Annotated in this window: 13 protein-coding genes; 8 read left to right on the plus strand and 5 right to left on the minus strand. The window is 73.1% G+C overall.

The genetic code is table 11. The features are described from left to right. Positions 1-145: 145 nt before the first annotated feature. From OHA65_RS28850 to OHA65_RS28870, 5 genes are all read left to right on the plus strand, one after another. Entirely contained in the window at positions 146-613 is a 468-nt protein-coding gene (locus tag OHA65_RS28850) for a hypothetical protein (RefSeq protein ID WP_327279101.1), read from the plus strand. A gap of 100 nt (positions 614-713) precedes the next feature. Then, positions 714-1,940 (plus strand): arginine deiminase, encoded by a 1,227-nt coding sequence (locus OHA65_RS28855; protein WP_327279102.1) that lies wholly within the window; start codon positions 714-716, stop codon positions 1,938-1,940. A 93-nt stretch (positions 1,941-2,033) separates the two neighbouring features. Continuing rightward, complete coding sequence (argF, locus tag OHA65_RS28860) at positions 2,034-3,056, plus strand: ornithine carbamoyltransferase (RefSeq protein WP_405762686.1); 1,023 nt, start codon at positions 2,034-2,036, stop codon at positions 3,054-3,056. Positions 3,057-3,168: 112 nt separating this feature from the next. Next, positions 3,169-3,996 carry an enoyl-CoA hydratase family protein gene (locus OHA65_RS28865; RefSeq protein WP_327279104.1) on the plus strand — a complete coding sequence of 276 codons (828 nt, stop codon included), beginning with the start codon at positions 3,169-3,171 and terminating at the stop codon, positions 3,994-3,996. A gap of 4 nt (positions 3,997-4,000) precedes the next feature. Then, a complete protein-coding gene (locus OHA65_RS28870; RefSeq protein WP_327279105.1) occupies positions 4,001-6,283 on the plus strand; it encodes a bifunctional salicylyl-CoA 5-hydroxylase/oxidoreductase in 2,283 nt (760 codons plus the stop codon). 7 nt (positions 6,284-6,290) lie between these two features. Here OHA65_RS28870 and OHA65_RS28875 read toward each other — a convergent pair whose 3' ends face one another. From OHA65_RS28875 to OHA65_RS28895, 5 genes are read right to left on the minus strand one after another with little or no spacing between them, the layout of a single operon-like run. Further along, the gene (locus OHA65_RS28875; protein WP_327279106.1) at positions 6,291-6,746 is read right to left on the minus strand and encodes a hypothetical protein; all 456 of its coding nucleotides are present in this window, start codon (positions 6,744-6,746) and stop codon (positions 6,291-6,293) included. Then, on the minus strand, positions 6,743-7,582 hold the full coding sequence (locus OHA65_RS28880; protein ID WP_327279107.1) for a GNAT family N-acetyltransferase: 840 nt from the start codon (positions 7,580-7,582) through the stop codon (positions 6,743-6,745). Before OHA65_RS28880 ends, OHA65_RS28875 begins: the two co-directional genes overlap by 4 nt. Before the next feature lie 42 nt (positions 7,583-7,624). Then, the gene (locus OHA65_RS28885) at positions 7,625-8,122 is read right to left on the minus strand and encodes a hypothetical protein (protein ID WP_327279108.1); all 498 of its coding nucleotides are present in this window, start codon (positions 8,120-8,122) and stop codon (positions 7,625-7,627) included. 26 nt (positions 8,123-8,148) lie between these two features. Further along, positions 8,149-8,955 carry a PaaX family transcriptional regulator C-terminal domain-containing protein gene (locus OHA65_RS28890; protein ID WP_327279109.1) on the minus strand — a complete coding sequence of 269 codons (807 nt, stop codon included), beginning with the start codon at positions 8,953-8,955 and terminating at the stop codon, positions 8,149-8,151. A gap of 28 nt (positions 8,956-8,983) precedes the next feature. After that, the gene (locus tag OHA65_RS28895; RefSeq protein WP_327279110.1) at positions 8,984-10,660 is read right to left on the minus strand and encodes an AMP-binding protein; all 1,677 of its coding nucleotides are present in this window, start codon (positions 10,658-10,660) and stop codon (positions 8,984-8,986) included. A 138-nt stretch (positions 10,661-10,798) separates the two neighbouring features. On the opposite strand from OHA65_RS28895, the gene OHA65_RS28900 reads away from it, so the two are divergent. The 3 genes from OHA65_RS28900 (at position 10,799) to OHA65_RS28910 (ending at position 13,027) form a co-directional block, all read left to right on the plus strand. Further along, positions 10,799-11,908, plus strand: coding sequence for an acyl-CoA dehydrogenase family protein (locus OHA65_RS28900; RefSeq protein ID WP_327279111.1), 1,110 nt, complete (start codon positions 10,799-10,801; stop codon positions 11,906-11,908). Further along, on the plus strand, positions 11,905-12,330 hold the full coding sequence (locus tag OHA65_RS28905; RefSeq protein WP_327279112.1) for a RidA family protein: 426 nt from the start codon (positions 11,905-11,907) through the stop codon (positions 12,328-12,330). Before OHA65_RS28900 ends, OHA65_RS28905 begins: the two co-directional genes overlap by 4 nt. Before the next feature lie 91 nt (positions 12,331-12,421). Beyond that, positions 12,422-13,027, plus strand: a complete 606-nt coding sequence (locus OHA65_RS28910) for a hypothetical protein (RefSeq protein WP_327279113.1) — start codon at positions 12,422-12,424, stop codon at positions 13,025-13,027. Positions 13,028-13,061: the final 34 nt, after the last annotated feature.

The following is a 13,061-nucleotide window of genomic DNA, read 5'->3' on the forward strand; positions in this document are numbered from 1 at the left end:
TAGGTCGTATGGGGGAACTTTCCCGACGAACGCCGGGAAAACCGCCGGCGGGATCGTTCATCCAGGGGCAGCGGAATGTCCGCGACCCTGGAAGGACGGAACGTCACTTATGAAGATGACCGCGCGCGGAAGCATTGCGGCACTCATGACCTGTATGGCCGCGGCCGGCGCCGCCACCCCGGCCGTGGCCGACTCGGTGCCGGTGGGTGTCCCCCTGGACGCCGTGAAGACCACACTGGGCGTGGACACCCCGCGCGTGGCCACCGCGGTACCGATGCCGATCGTCGGCGCCCCGGACGCTCCCCGGTACCACAAGGGTGATCTGCTCCCCAGCCCGCTCCTCCCGGTGCTGCCGATCAGCACTGAGCTCGGCAACACCCTGGTCGGTGCGCCCGTGCCGAACCTGCTCGGCGACCCGAAGACCGACGGCGAGGGCACCTTGGAGACCCCGGCCACCGATCTGCTCACCCGCACCCCCGGTGCGGTCGTCGGCGCACCGTTGACGCTGCCGAACGGAGCGAACTACGGCATCCCGGACCTGACCACCCCCAAGCTGGGCCTGACCGCCCCGGAGCTGATCGGGGCCCCGTCGGCGCTCCTCGGTCTGCACTGATCCCGCTGGGGCTGCCGGGTCCGCCGGGGCTGCCGGTCGTGCCGGTTCTCCTGAGCGAACGCCACGTCAAAAAGCCGTCCGGTCTGCGAACGTGTATGCCATGGGATTCCATGTCGACTCCGAGACCGGGCGGCTCCGCCGCGTCATCCTCCACCGGCCGGACCTGGAGCTGAAGCGGCTCACACCGAGCAACAAGGACGCGCTGCTCTTCGACGACGTGCTGTGGGTGCGCCGGGCCCGCCAGGAGCACGACGGCTTCGCCGACGTCCTGCGCGACCGCGGTGTGGAGGTGCACCTCTTCGGCGACCTGCTCACCGAGGCCCTGGACATCCCGGAGGCCAGACACCTCGTCCTGAACCGGGTGTTCGACGAGAAGGAGTACGGGCCGCTCGCCACCGACCACCTGCGCGCGGTCTTCGACGGCCTGCCGGCGACCGGGCTGGCCGAGACGCTGGTCGGCGGGATGACCAAGCGGGAGTACTTGGAGCGGCACGCCGAGCCGGTGTCGGTGCGTTTCCACGCCATGGAGTTGGACGACTTCCTGCTGGGGCCGCTGCCCAACCACTTGTTCACCCGGGACACCTCCGCGTGGATCTATGACGGGGTGTCCATCAACGCGATGCGCTGGCCGGCCCGGCAGCGCGAGACGGTGCACTTCGAGGCGATCTACAAGCACCACCCGCTGTTCGCCTCCTCGGGGGCCTTCCACTACTGGTCGCAGGGGCAGGCGGACTACCCGTCGACCATCGAGGGCGGGGACGTCCTCGTCATCGGCAACGGAGCGGTGCTGATCGGGATGAGCGAGCGGACCACGCCCCAGGCGGTGGAGATGCTCGCGCGGGGCCTGTTCGCCGCCGGGTCGGCGAAGACGATCGTGGCGCTGGACATGCCGAAGCGGCGGGCCTTCATGCACCTGGACACGGTGATGACGATGGTGGACGGAGATACGTTCACTCAGTACGCGGGCCTCGGCATGCTGCGCTCCTACACGATCGAGCCGGGGGAGGGCCTGCACGAGCTGAAGGTGACCGACCACCCGCCGGAGCACATGCACCGGGCGATCGCGGCGGCCCTGGGGCTGGATTCGATCCGGGTGCTGACCGCCACGCAGGACGTGCACGCGGCGGAGCGCGAGCAGTGGGACGACGGCTGCAACGTGCTGGCCGTCGAGCCGGGAGTGGTGGTGGCGTACGAGCGGAACGTGACGACCAACACGCACCTGCGCAAGGAGGGGATCGAGGTCATCGAGATCCCGGGCAGCGAGCTGGGGCGGGGCCGGGGCGGGCCGCGGTGCATGAGCTGTCCGGTGGAGCGGGACCCGGCCTGACCTGGAGGGAGACCGCCGAGGGGGCTGTATATCAATACGGGGCATCGTATAGAGTTCCAGTATCCCCTGTCAGCGCGACCCTGGAGTACCCCCATGGCCACCGACCTCGTCGGCCGTAGTTTCCTCAAGGAGCTCGACTTTTCAGCCGCCGAGTTCCGCGGCCTGATCGAGCTCGCCGCCGAACTCAAGGCGGCCAAGAAGGCCGGGGTGGAGCAGCGCCGTCTCCAGGGCAGGAACATCGCGCTGATCTTCGAGAAGACCTCGACGCGCACCCGCTGCGCGTTCGAGGTCGCCGCCGCCGACCAGGGTGCCCACACCACCTACCTCGACCCCGTCGGCTCCCAGATGGGGCACAAGGAGTCGGTCAAGGACACGGCGCGGGTGCTGGGCCGGATGTTCGACGGCATCGAGTACCGCGGGGACAGCCAGGAGGCCGTCGAGGCGCTCGCCGCCCACTCCGGCGTGCCGGTGTTCAACGGCCTCACCGACGACTGGCACCCGACCCAGATGCTGGCCGACGTGCTCACCATGACCGAGCACTGCGCCAAGCCGCTGGACCGGATCGCCTTCGCCTACCTCGGCGACGCCCGCTTCAACATGGGCAACTCCTACCTGGTGACCGGTGCGCTGCTCGGCATGGACGTGCGCATCGTCGCGCCGAAGGCCTACTGGCCCGCCGAGCCCGTGGTGGCGAAGGCGCGCGAGCTCGCCGACGCCAGCGGGGCCCGGATCACGTTGACCGAGGACGTCGCCGCGGGCGTGGCCCAGGCGGACTTCGTCGCCACCGACGTGTGGGTCTCGATGGGCGAGCCCAAGGAGGTCTGGGACGAGCGGATCGGCGCCCTGGCCCCGTACGCCGTCACGATGGACGTGCTGCGCGCGAGCGGCAACCCGGACGTGAAGTTCCTGCACTGCCTGCCCGCCTTCCACGACCTGGGCACCAAGGTCGGCCGGGAGATCCACGAGCGGCACGGGCTGGACTCGCTGGAAGTGACGGACGAGGTGTTCGAATCCGCGCACTCGGTCGTCTTCGACGAGGCCGAGAACCGGCTGCACACCATCAAGGCCGTGCTCGTCGCGACGATGGCCCGGCCGGCCCCGGGACTGCCCGCATAGTCATGCGGGCCGCGCCGCCCGGGGCGCCCCGGGCGGCCTTTCCGCGCCGTACGCTCACCCAGATGTCGCGTTTCTGTGACGGCAGTCAGGATGCGGTGATATCGTCGATCGTGTGAGCCCCTTCATCGGTTCCACAGCAGCGACCGAACGGTGGCGCCACCTGCGGGTGACCCGGCAGGACGGCGTGGCCACCGTCACCCTCGACCGCCCCGAGAAACTCAACGCCCTCACCTTCGGTGCCTACGCCGACCTGCGCGACCTGCTCGCCGAACTCTCCCGGGAGCGGTCCGTACGGGCCCTCGTGCTCGGCGGCGAGGGGCGCGGGTTCTGCTCCGGCGGGGACGTGGACGAGATCATCGGCGCCACCCTCGCCATGGACACCGCCCAGCTCCTCGACTTCAACCGGATGACCGGCCAGGTGGTGCGGGCCCTGCGCGAGGCCCCCTTCCCGGTGATCGCCGCCGTGCACGGGGTCGCCGCGGGCGCGGGCGCCGTCCTCGCCCTCGCCGCCGACTTCCGGATCGCCGACCCCACCGCCCGCTTCGCCTTCCTCTTCACCCGCGTCGGCCTCTCCGGCGGGGACATGGGCGCCGCGTACCTGCTGCCCCGCGTCGTCGGCCTCGGCCACGCCACCCGGCTACTGATGCTCGGAGAGCCCGTACGCGCCCCGGAGGCCGAGCGCATCGGCCTGCTCAGCGAGGTCACCGAGGAGGGCAAGGCCGGCGTACGGGCCGCCGAACTCGCCGCGCACCTCGCGACCGGCCCGGCCCTGGCGTACGCCCAGACCAAGGCGCTGCTGACTGCCGAGCTCGACATGCCGCTGGCCGCGTCGGTCGAGCTCGACGCCAACACCCAGGCCCTGCTGATGAACGGCCGGGACTACGCCGAATTCCACGCCGCCTTCACCGCGAAGCGGCCCCCGGAGTGGGAGGGCAGGTAGCGCCATGTCCGCGGGCACCGAGCCGGCCGGCAGCTCCCGGCCCGCCCTGCGGGTCGCCGTCGTCGGCGGCGGCCCGGGCGGCCTGTACGCCGCCGCACTGCTGGCCCGCCAGGGCCACACCGTCGAGGTCTGGGAACGGGGCGCCCCCGAGGACACCTTCGGCTTCGGCGTGGTGCTCTCCGACGAGACCCTCGGCGGCATCGAACGGGCCGACACCGTCGTCTACGCCGCCCTCAGCGCGGAGTTCGTCCGCTGGGACGACATCGACGTCGTTCACCGGGGCCGGCTGTTGACCTCCGGCGGCCACGGCTTCGCGGCCCTCGGCCGGCGCAGGCTGCTGGAGATCCTCCACGAACGCTGCGCCGGACTCGGGGTCAAGCTCCGCTTCCGCACCGCGGCGCCGGCCGCCGAGGTACTGGCGGCCTCGTACGACCTGGTCATCGCGGCCGACGGGGTCCACAGCGCCACCCGGCAGAGCGGCGCCGCGCACTTCCGCCCGACGCTGACGAGCGGACGATGCCGGTACATCTGGCTCGCCGCCGACTTCGCCTTCGACGCCTTCCGATTCGAGATCGCGGAGACCGAGCACGGCGTCATGCAGCTGCACGCCTACCCGTACTCCGCCGACGGCTCCACCGTGATCGTCGAGATGCACGAACAGGTGTGGCGGGCCGCCGGCCTCGACCTGTGCGACGAGGCCGAGTCGGCCGCCCGCTGCGCCAAGATCTTCGGCGAGGCCCTGAGCGGCCGGCCGCTGCACGGCAACCGCTCCGCCTGGACGGAGTTCCGCACGGTCGTCAACGAGCGGTGGTCGCACGGCAACGTGGTCCTGCTCGGCGACGCGGCCCACACCGCGCACTTCTCCATCGGCTCCGGTACCAAACTGGCCGTGGAGGACGCCCTCGCGCTCGCCGAAGCGGTGGCCGCGGAGCCGGACGTACCCGCCGCCCTGGCCGCGTACGAGAGCGCCCGGAGGCCGGCGGTCGCCTCGACCCAGCGGGCCGCCGCGGCCAGCATGCGCTGGTTCGAGGAACTCGCCGGGTACGTGGACCAGCCCGCCCGGCAGTTCGCCTTCAACCTGCTCACCCGCAGCCGCCGGGTGACCCACGACAACCTGCGGCTGCGCGACGAGCGGTTCACCCGGGCCGTGGAACGGGACTTCGGCTGCCCGGACGAGCACACTCCGCCGATGTTCACCCCGCTGAAGCTGCGCGGGCTGACCCTGCGCAACCGCGTCGTGGTCTCACCGATGGACATGTACTCGGCCGCCGACGGCGACGGGACGCCGGGGGACTTCCACCTCGTGCACCTGGGCGCGCGGGCCCTCGGCGGAGCCGCCCTGGTGATGACCGAGATGGTCTGCGTGTCCCCCGGGGGCCGGATCACCCCCGGCTGCACCGGCCTCTACACCGCCGAGCAGGCCGCGGCCTGGACCCGGATCGCGGACTTCGTCCACACCGCCGCGCCCGGCACCGCGCTCGGCGTCCAGCTCGGCCACTCGGGCCGCAAGGGCTCGACGCGGCTCATGTGGGAGGGCATGGACGACCCCCTTCCGGAGGGCAACTGGCCGGTGGCGGCCGCCTCCGAACTGCCCTACCGGCCGGGCGTCTCGGCCGTCCCGCGCGCCCTGACCGTGGAGGACCTCGCGTCGATCCGCTCCGATTTCGCGGCAGCCGCCGTACGGGCCGCCGGCTGCGGGTTCGACCTGCTGGAACTGCACTGCGCCCACGGCTACCTGCTGTCCGGGTTCCTGTCCCCGCTCACCAACCACCGCACCGACGCCTACGGAGGCCCGCTGGAGAACCGGCTCCGGTTCCCGCTGGAGGTCTTCGACGCCGTCCGCGCCGTCTGGCCCGACGACCGCCCCATGACCGTCCGCATCTCGGCCACCGACTGGGCCCCGGGCGGCACCTCCGCCCAGGACGCGGTGGACATCGCGGCCGCGTTCGCCGCGCACGGCGCCGACGCCATCGACGTGTCGACCGGCCAGGTGGTGGCGGACGAGACGCCCGAGTACGGGCGCTCGTACCAGACCCCGTACGCCGACCGGATCCGCAACGCCCTGGGCGTCCCGGTCATCGCCGTCGGCGCCATCTCCTCCTGGGACGACGTGAACTCCCTGCTGCTGGCGGGCCGCGCCGACCTCTGCGCCGTCGGCCGCCCCCACCTGTACGACCCGCACTGGACCCTGCACGCGGCCGCCGACCAGTCCTACGAAGGCCCGGCCGCGCCCTGGCCCGCCCCCTACCGGGCCGGCAGCCGCAAACCACCGGCCGGCCGCGGCTGAGGCGCGGTCACCCGCCGCCGGGCGCCAGGCACTCGTGGCACAGGCAGGGCCGCGGGTGCGGTCGGTCCGGCCACCGCCCGCCGCGCAGCTGCGCCGCTCGCAGCTCCAGCCCGGGCGCCGTCCGCACCGCGTCCGCCTCGGCCGCCGCGCCCCAGAACCGCGACCAGCCGGCGGCGCGCAGCACGGCCGGGCTGCGCACCAGCTTCGGCCGGAAGGCGTGCAGATGGCGGGTGTGGACGTACCCCTGCACGTGGCGCCGGGTGTGCCGGGGGCGGCCGACGACCATGCACTGGTCCAGGCCGTCCACCACGTCGAAGACGTACACCTTGGCGCCGCCCGGGAAGGTCTTCGTCCCCGGGCGCAGGGCCTGGCCGTCCTCGCCCCAGCGGCGCCACTGCACGACGTTCGCGGCGAGTACCCACAGCGGTTCGGGCGGTCCACCGGGTTCCGGAGGGGCGCTCATACGGCGGCCACCTCGACGCGGTCCTCGACCGGGGTGTAGCCCAGGCGCCGGTAGATGCCGTTGCTGGTCGGGTTGGCCAGGTCCGTGAAGAGCAGCACCTCCGAGGCGCCGGCCGCGTACGCCGCTTCGCTCACCGCGTGCGTGACCCCGGCGGCGTACCCCCGACCGCGCAGCTGCGGCGGGGTGTACACCGGGCCGACCCGGGACACCGAGCCGATGGCGCGGAAGAACCCGGCCATCGACACCGGTGTCCCGGCGTCTTCCCAGAGCAGCATGCCCCCGTACGCGAGCCGGTCGCGCAGGAAGGCCTCGGAGGGGCCGCCCGGCTCCCGGGTCTCCCGCTTGAAGGCGCCGGCCCAGTCCAGCAGCAGCGGGAGGTCGTCCTCGACCGCGGTCCGGGCCCGCCCGGCCGGCGCGGGATCAGGGGTGAGGAGTCCGGCGAGCCGGTACAGCCGGTTCTCTTCGGTGACCTCGCTGCGCCTGCCCCAGGCCGCGGCCAGCGCCTGCGCGTCGTGGCGGCGGGCGTTCAGCGCGTCCACCCCGGCGAGCAGCGGCTCGGCGGCGAGCGCCGCCCCCAGCGCGCGGACGGCCTCCTGCGGCATCGCTCCGATCAGCAGCGGATACGGCGGGGTGCACAGCAGCGCGCCGGAGACGTTCCCGTCGGCGGCGGTCCACCAGCCGAAGAACGGCTCGGCGGATCCGTACGCGTCCGTACCGCGCCGCTCCAGCGCGTCGGTCACGGTCAACAGGGTGGTGTTGGCGACGGGCTCGGCGGCCAGGGCCGGGCCCGCCGCGGCCAGATAGGCCGCCAGGTCATGGGTGAAGGTCCACGTCATGGCTCATGATGGCGCCGAATCGTTTCCTCGGCACACCGGTTTCTACGAGGGCAGCCAGGCCGGCCACCACGGCGGCACGTTGTCGGCCCCGCAGAGTCCCGAGTCCCCGTGGTAGCCGTCCAGCGTGCCCTTCGTGGCGAAGAACCAGACGACGACCACGGCCAGGACGAGCAGGACCGGCACGGCGCGCAGCAGCAGGGGCAGTCTCCGCAGGAGGAAGGCGACCAGCAGCGAGAGGAGCGCGCACCCCGGCACCATCAGCACCAGCAGGAAGGTCATCTCGAAGCGCCCGCCCCCCTCCCATCCCGCGTCGCAGTACGCGCGGGCGTTGGAGGCGAGCGAGACGGCGGACCACCCCGCCACTGCACCGAGCAGCGCCGCCCCCGCCAGTTGGAGTCGTGCGGCCAGCTGCCCCGGCGGCTTCGCAGGCGCCTGGTACCACGTCTGCGGCTGGGGCTGCGACTGCGGAGCGAACGGAGGCTGGGGCCGCGGCGGAAGCGGCGGCTGTTGCGGGGACAGGGGAAGATCACGATGTGTCACATCCCCTCCTGACGCCGCCCCGTCGGCTACGGTTCCGCGAACCCCGCGCCGATATCCCGTAGCCGGGAGTGCAGTTCGGCGAAGACGGCCGCCGCCCGGTCTCCCGGCCAGTCCGCGGGCAGCAGCTCCCGCGGCAGGCCCGGGTCGGCGTACGGCAGGCGCCGCCAGGTGTCCAGGGCGAGCAGGTAGCCGCGGTAGGCCTCCTCCGGGGCGGGGGCCGGGCCCGACTGCAGGGCCCGCAGCACCGGCTCGTGCTGGTCGAGGAACTCCTCGTGCTGTTTGGCCAGCGAGGTCAGGTCCCACCACCGGGCCACCGCCTCGGCGGTCGGGGCGAAGCCGAGGTGGCCGCCGCGGAACAGTTCCACGTACGGCGTCAGGTGCAGCCGGTCCAGGGTGTGCCCGGTCTCGTCGTACAGGTGGGCCGGGGCGATCCACACCCCCGGCGCCACCGCGCCGAAGCCCAGGCGGGCGAGCCGCGAGCGCAGCAGGTGCCGCTTGTGCCGCTCCTGCTCCGGCACGGAGAACACCGCCAGCAGCCATTCGCCCGCCGGATGTGCGTCGCGGTCCCCGTAGATCCGCCGGTCGCCGTCGTCCAGCAGCTGCCGTGCCTCCGCGGAGAGCTCGTACCCCGCGGAGCCGTCCGCGGCGCGCGCGGGCAGCAGGAAGCCGCGCCGCTTCAGCCGGGACACCGACGAGCGGACCGACGGGGCGTCCACGCCGGCCGCGCCCAGCAGGCGGACCAGCGCCGACACCGGGACCGGGCCGGCGAAGGCCCGCCCGTAGGCGCCGTAGAACGTGACGATCAGGGATCGCGGAGTGTGCTGCTCGACCACGGGTTCACTGTAGGGGGCCTCTGGCCACTCAGCCCGGGCTCGCGGCGTCCGGAGCCGGGCCGACCGGCAGGACGCCCTGTGCGTCGCCCCTTGCGTCGCGCAGCCGGAACCGCTGCAGTTTCCCGGTCGCGGTCCGCGGGAGCGCGGGGAGGAAGACGAAGGCGCGGGGGCACTTGTGCGGAGCCAGTTCCGCCCGCATGAACGCCCGCAGGGCCTCCTCGGTCAGCGCGGCGCCGGCCCGCAGGACGGTGTACGCGACCACGATCTGCCCGCGTCGCTCGTCCGGGCGGCCCACCACCGCGGCCTCCACCACGTCCGGGTGGCGCATCAGGGCTTCCTCCACTTCCGGGCCCGCAATGTTGTAGCCCGCCGAGACGATCATGTCGTCAGCGCGGGCGACGTACCGGAAGTAGCCTTCCGGATCGCGGACGTAGGTGTCCCCGGTCAGGTTCCAGCCGTCCCGCACGTACTCCTCCTGCCGCGGATCCGCCAGGTAACGGCAGCCGACCGGGCCGCGCACGGCCAGCAGCCCCGGCTCGTTGTCCGCGACCGGGCGCCCCGAGCCGTCCACCACCCGCGCCTGCCAGCCCGGCACCACGCGGCCGGTCGTGCCCGGGCGGATGTCCTCGTCGGCCGCGGAGATGAAGATGTGCAGCAGTTCGGTGGCGCCGATGCCGTTGATGATCCGCAGCCCGGTGCGCTCGTACCAGGCCTGCCAGGTGGCCGCCGGGAGGTTCTCGCCCGCCGAGACGCAGCGGCGCAGTGCCGAGAGGTCGTGGGCGCCCACGTCGTACGGGCCCAGGGCGTCCAGCATCGCCCGGTACGCGGTGGGCGCGGTGAACAGCACCGTGACCCGGTGTTCGGCGAGCGCGGGCAGCAGGCGGCGCGGGACCGCCTGGTCGATCAGCAGGGCGCAGGCGCCGGCGCGCAGCGGGAAGACGACCAGGCCGCCGAGGCCGAAGGTGAAGCCGAGCGGCGGACTGCCCGCGAAGACGTCGTCGGGGCGGGGGCGCAGGACGTTGCGGGAGAAGGTGTCGGCGACGGACAGCAGATCGCGGTGGAAGTGCATGCAGCCCTTGGGGCGGCCGGTGGTGCCCGAGGTGAAGGCGATCAGCGCCACGTCGTCGGCGGAGGTCTCGACGGCGCGGAACGGTGCCTCGTGCCGGTCGGCCAGCCGCAGCAGGTCGTCCGGCGCCTCGCCGCCGTACGGGGTGATCCGCAGGCCGGGCACCTCGGCCTTGACCAGGTCGTCCAGCACGCCCACGTGGCACAGCGCGTGCTGCACCCGGGCCATCGCGCAGACCGTGGCCAGCTCCTGCGCCCGCTGCTGGGCGAGGACGGTCACGGCCACCGCGCCCGCCTTCATCACCGCCAGCCAGCACGCGGCGAGCCAGGGACCGGTGGGTCCGCGCAGCAGCACCCGGTTGCCGGGGACCACACCGAGGTCGGCCGCGAGTACGTGGGCGAGGCGGTCCACGCGCTCGCGCAGCCCGCCGTACGACCACACCTCGCCTGAGCCGCTGCGGAAGGCGGGGCGGTCGGGCCCGAACCGGTCGATGGTGGCGTCGAGCAGCTCGGCGCCGCAGTTGAGCCGGTCGGGGTAGGCCAGTTCGGGGAGCTCGAACAGGAGCCGCGGCCAGGCGTGCGGCGGCGGCAGATGGTCGCGCGCGAAGGTGTCGGCGTGGGCGGAAGGCTTGAGCTCCAAGGCGGGTTCGCCCCCTTGCAACGGCAGCGGCCCCCTGGCCGGGGACCGAAGTGGCGGAGCAGGCCGTGCACGTGCGCTACGAGCGTATCGTGATGGTGACGGCAGTCAACAGGACGCGATAGAAGCGGGGATGTTCGGATGACCGGATTCGCGCTCGGGGCGGAACAAGAGGAGTGGTGCGGGCAACTGCGCGCGCTGGCGGCGGACCGGCTGCGGCCGCTCGCGGAGAAGGGGGAGCCGGGCCGGGTCAACCGCCCGCTGCTCGCGGCACTGGGGGAGTTGGGTCTGCTGGAGCGGGTCTTCACCTCGGGAGCGCTGGAGCTGTGCATGCTGCGCGAATCCCTCGCGTACGGGTGCACGGAAGCGGAGACGGCCCTCGCCCTCCAGGGTCTGGGGGCGCATCCGGTGCTCCGCTCGGGCACGCCGGAGCAGCGGGCGCACTGGCTGCCCCCGGTACGGGCCGGGCGGGCGGTGGCGGCCTTCGCGCTGAGCGAGCCGGGGGCGGGCTCGGACGCGGCGGCGCTGGCGCTGGAGGCCGTCCCGGACGGGGACGGCTGGCGGCTCGGCGGCGAGAAGTGCTGGATCTCCAACGCGCCCGAGGCGGACTTCTACACGGTGTTCGCCCGCACGGGCGAGGGGCCGGCCGCCAAGGGGGTCACCGCCTTCCTGGTCCCGGCCGACCGTCCGGGCCTGTCGGGCGAATCCTTGGACATGCTCTCCCCGCACCCCATCGGCCGACTGGTCTTCGACGGGGTCCCGGTCGGCCCGCAGGACCTGCTCGGAGAGCCCGGCCGGGGGTTCCGGGTCGCGATGGACACCCTGAACCGGTTCCGGCCGAGCGTGGGCGCCTTCGCCGTCGGCATGGCCCGGGCCGCACTGGACGCGACCCTGGCGCACACGGCGGCGCGGCGCGCGTTCGGAGGAGTACTGGCCGACCTCCAGGCGGTGGGCCACCGGGTGGCCGACATGGCCACCCGTACCGAGGCGGCCCGGCTGCTGGTCTACGCGGCGGCGGGCGCCTACGACGCCGGCTCCCCGGACGTCCCGCGCCGCTCCGCCATGGCGAAACTGCTCGCGACGGAGACGGCCCAGTACGTGGTGGACCACGCGGTCCAGCTGCACGGAGCCGTCGCCCTCCAGCGCGGCCACCTGCTGGAGCACCTGTACCGGGAGGTCCGGGCGCCGCGGATCTACGAGGGTGCCAGCGAGGTGCAGCGCACGATCATCGCGAAGGAGCTCTACCGGTGAGCCGTGAGCGCAGCGACATCGAGCGGATCAACCCGGCCGAGCTCTCGCCGCCGACGGGCTTCTCGCACGCGGTGGCCGCGAGCGGTTCCCGGCTGGTGTTCCTGGCGGGCCAGACCGCGCTGGACTCCTCGGGCAAGGTGGTGGGGGACGCCCTGCCCGAGCAATTCGAACGTGCGCTGTCCAACCTCCTGGCGGCCCTTGCCGCGTCGGGCGGCGCCCCGGCGGACCTGGCCCGGGTGACGGTCTACACGGTCGACGTGGGCGCGTACCGCCTCCATGCGTCCGAACTCGGCAGCATCTGGCGCCGGCTGGCCGGTCGCGACTATCCGGCCATGGCGGTGATCGGGGTCGTCCGACTCTGGGACGAGCCCGCCCTGGTCGAACTGGACGGTATTGCCGTACTCCCCTCGCCAGCCCCTTGACCAGGTGGCTTTGACAGCGAGCCAGAGAGGGGTGAGGGTTGGAAATGACCTTTTTGTAAGAAAACTCACCAATGCTCGGAGGTGCGTGGTCATGCGCCGTGGGATCAAAGCGACGGTTCTGGCAGGGGCCGCGGGCGTCGCGCTCGGCCTGATGCCCGTCAGCGGGGCGTTCGCCGCGGGTCTGCCCCAGACCCAGCAGCACAACGACTCGGGATGGTGCTCCGAGAACTGGCGCGGGGACAACTGGCGTGACTGCTGCGACTCCTCCCGCTGGCACAACTGGAACGACCGTCCCAGCTGGTGCCGGGATGTCGACGCCCGGAACGGCCGCCACGACAACGCCAACTGGAACAACAACTGGAACAACAACCGGGACGACGGACGCTTCAGCCACGACAACCGCAACAGTGACAACTGGAACAGCGGCCACGACAACGGCCGGAACGACAACGGATCCGGTGGCCACGACAACGGCGGTGGCAGCGGCCACGACAACGGTGGCGGCGGCGGATACGGCGGCGGCGGTGGGGGCGGCGACGGCGGAGGCCGCAGTGGAGGCGGCGGCGACGGTGGAGGCGGCGGCAACGGTGGCGGCGGGGGCGGCGACGGTGGAGGCGGCGGCAATGGTGGAGGCGGCGGGGGCGGCGACGGTGGAGGCGGCGGCAATGGTGGAGGCGGCGGGGGCGGTGGCCACTAGCCCCGCGGCCTGACCGGTCACCGGCCCCGCGCCG

Source organism: Streptomyces sp. NBC_00045, assembly GCF_045041095.1.
GTDB lineage: Bacteria > Actinomycetota > Actinomycetes > Streptomycetales > Streptomycetaceae > Streptomyces.

What these genes read in the sequence shown, in the direction of transcription:
- OHA65_RS28850 (WP_327279101.1), top strand. Translation starts at nt 146, where the DNA reads ATGACCTGTATGGCCGCGGCCGGCGCCGCCACCCCGGCCGTGGCCGAC.
- OHA65_RS28855 (WP_327279102.1), top strand. Translation starts at nt 714, where the DNA reads ATGGGATTCCATGTCGACTCCGAGACCGGGCGGCTCCGCCGCGTCATC.
- argF (WP_405762686.1), top strand. Translation starts at nt 2,034, where the DNA reads ATGGCCACCGACCTCGTCGGCCGTAGTTTCCTCAAGGAGCTCGACTTT.
- OHA65_RS28870 (WP_327279105.1), top strand. Translation starts at nt 4,001, where the DNA reads ATGTCCGCGGGCACCGAGCCGGCCGGCAGCTCCCGGCCCGCCCTGCGG.
- OHA65_RS28875 (WP_327279106.1), bottom strand. Translation starts at nt 6,746, where the DNA reads ATGAGCGCCCCTCCGGAACCCGGTGGACCGCCCGAACCGCTGTGGGTA.
- OHA65_RS28880 (WP_327279107.1), bottom strand. Translation starts at nt 7,582, where the DNA reads ATGACGTGGACCTTCACCCATGACCTGGCGGCCTATCTGGCCGCGGCG.
- OHA65_RS28900 (WP_327279111.1), top strand. Translation starts at nt 10,799, where the DNA reads ATGACCGGATTCGCGCTCGGGGCGGAACAAGAGGAGTGGTGCGGGCAA.
- OHA65_RS28910 (WP_327279113.1), top strand. Translation starts at nt 12,422, where the DNA reads ATGCGCCGTGGGATCAAAGCGACGGTTCTGGCAGGGGCCGCGGGCGTC.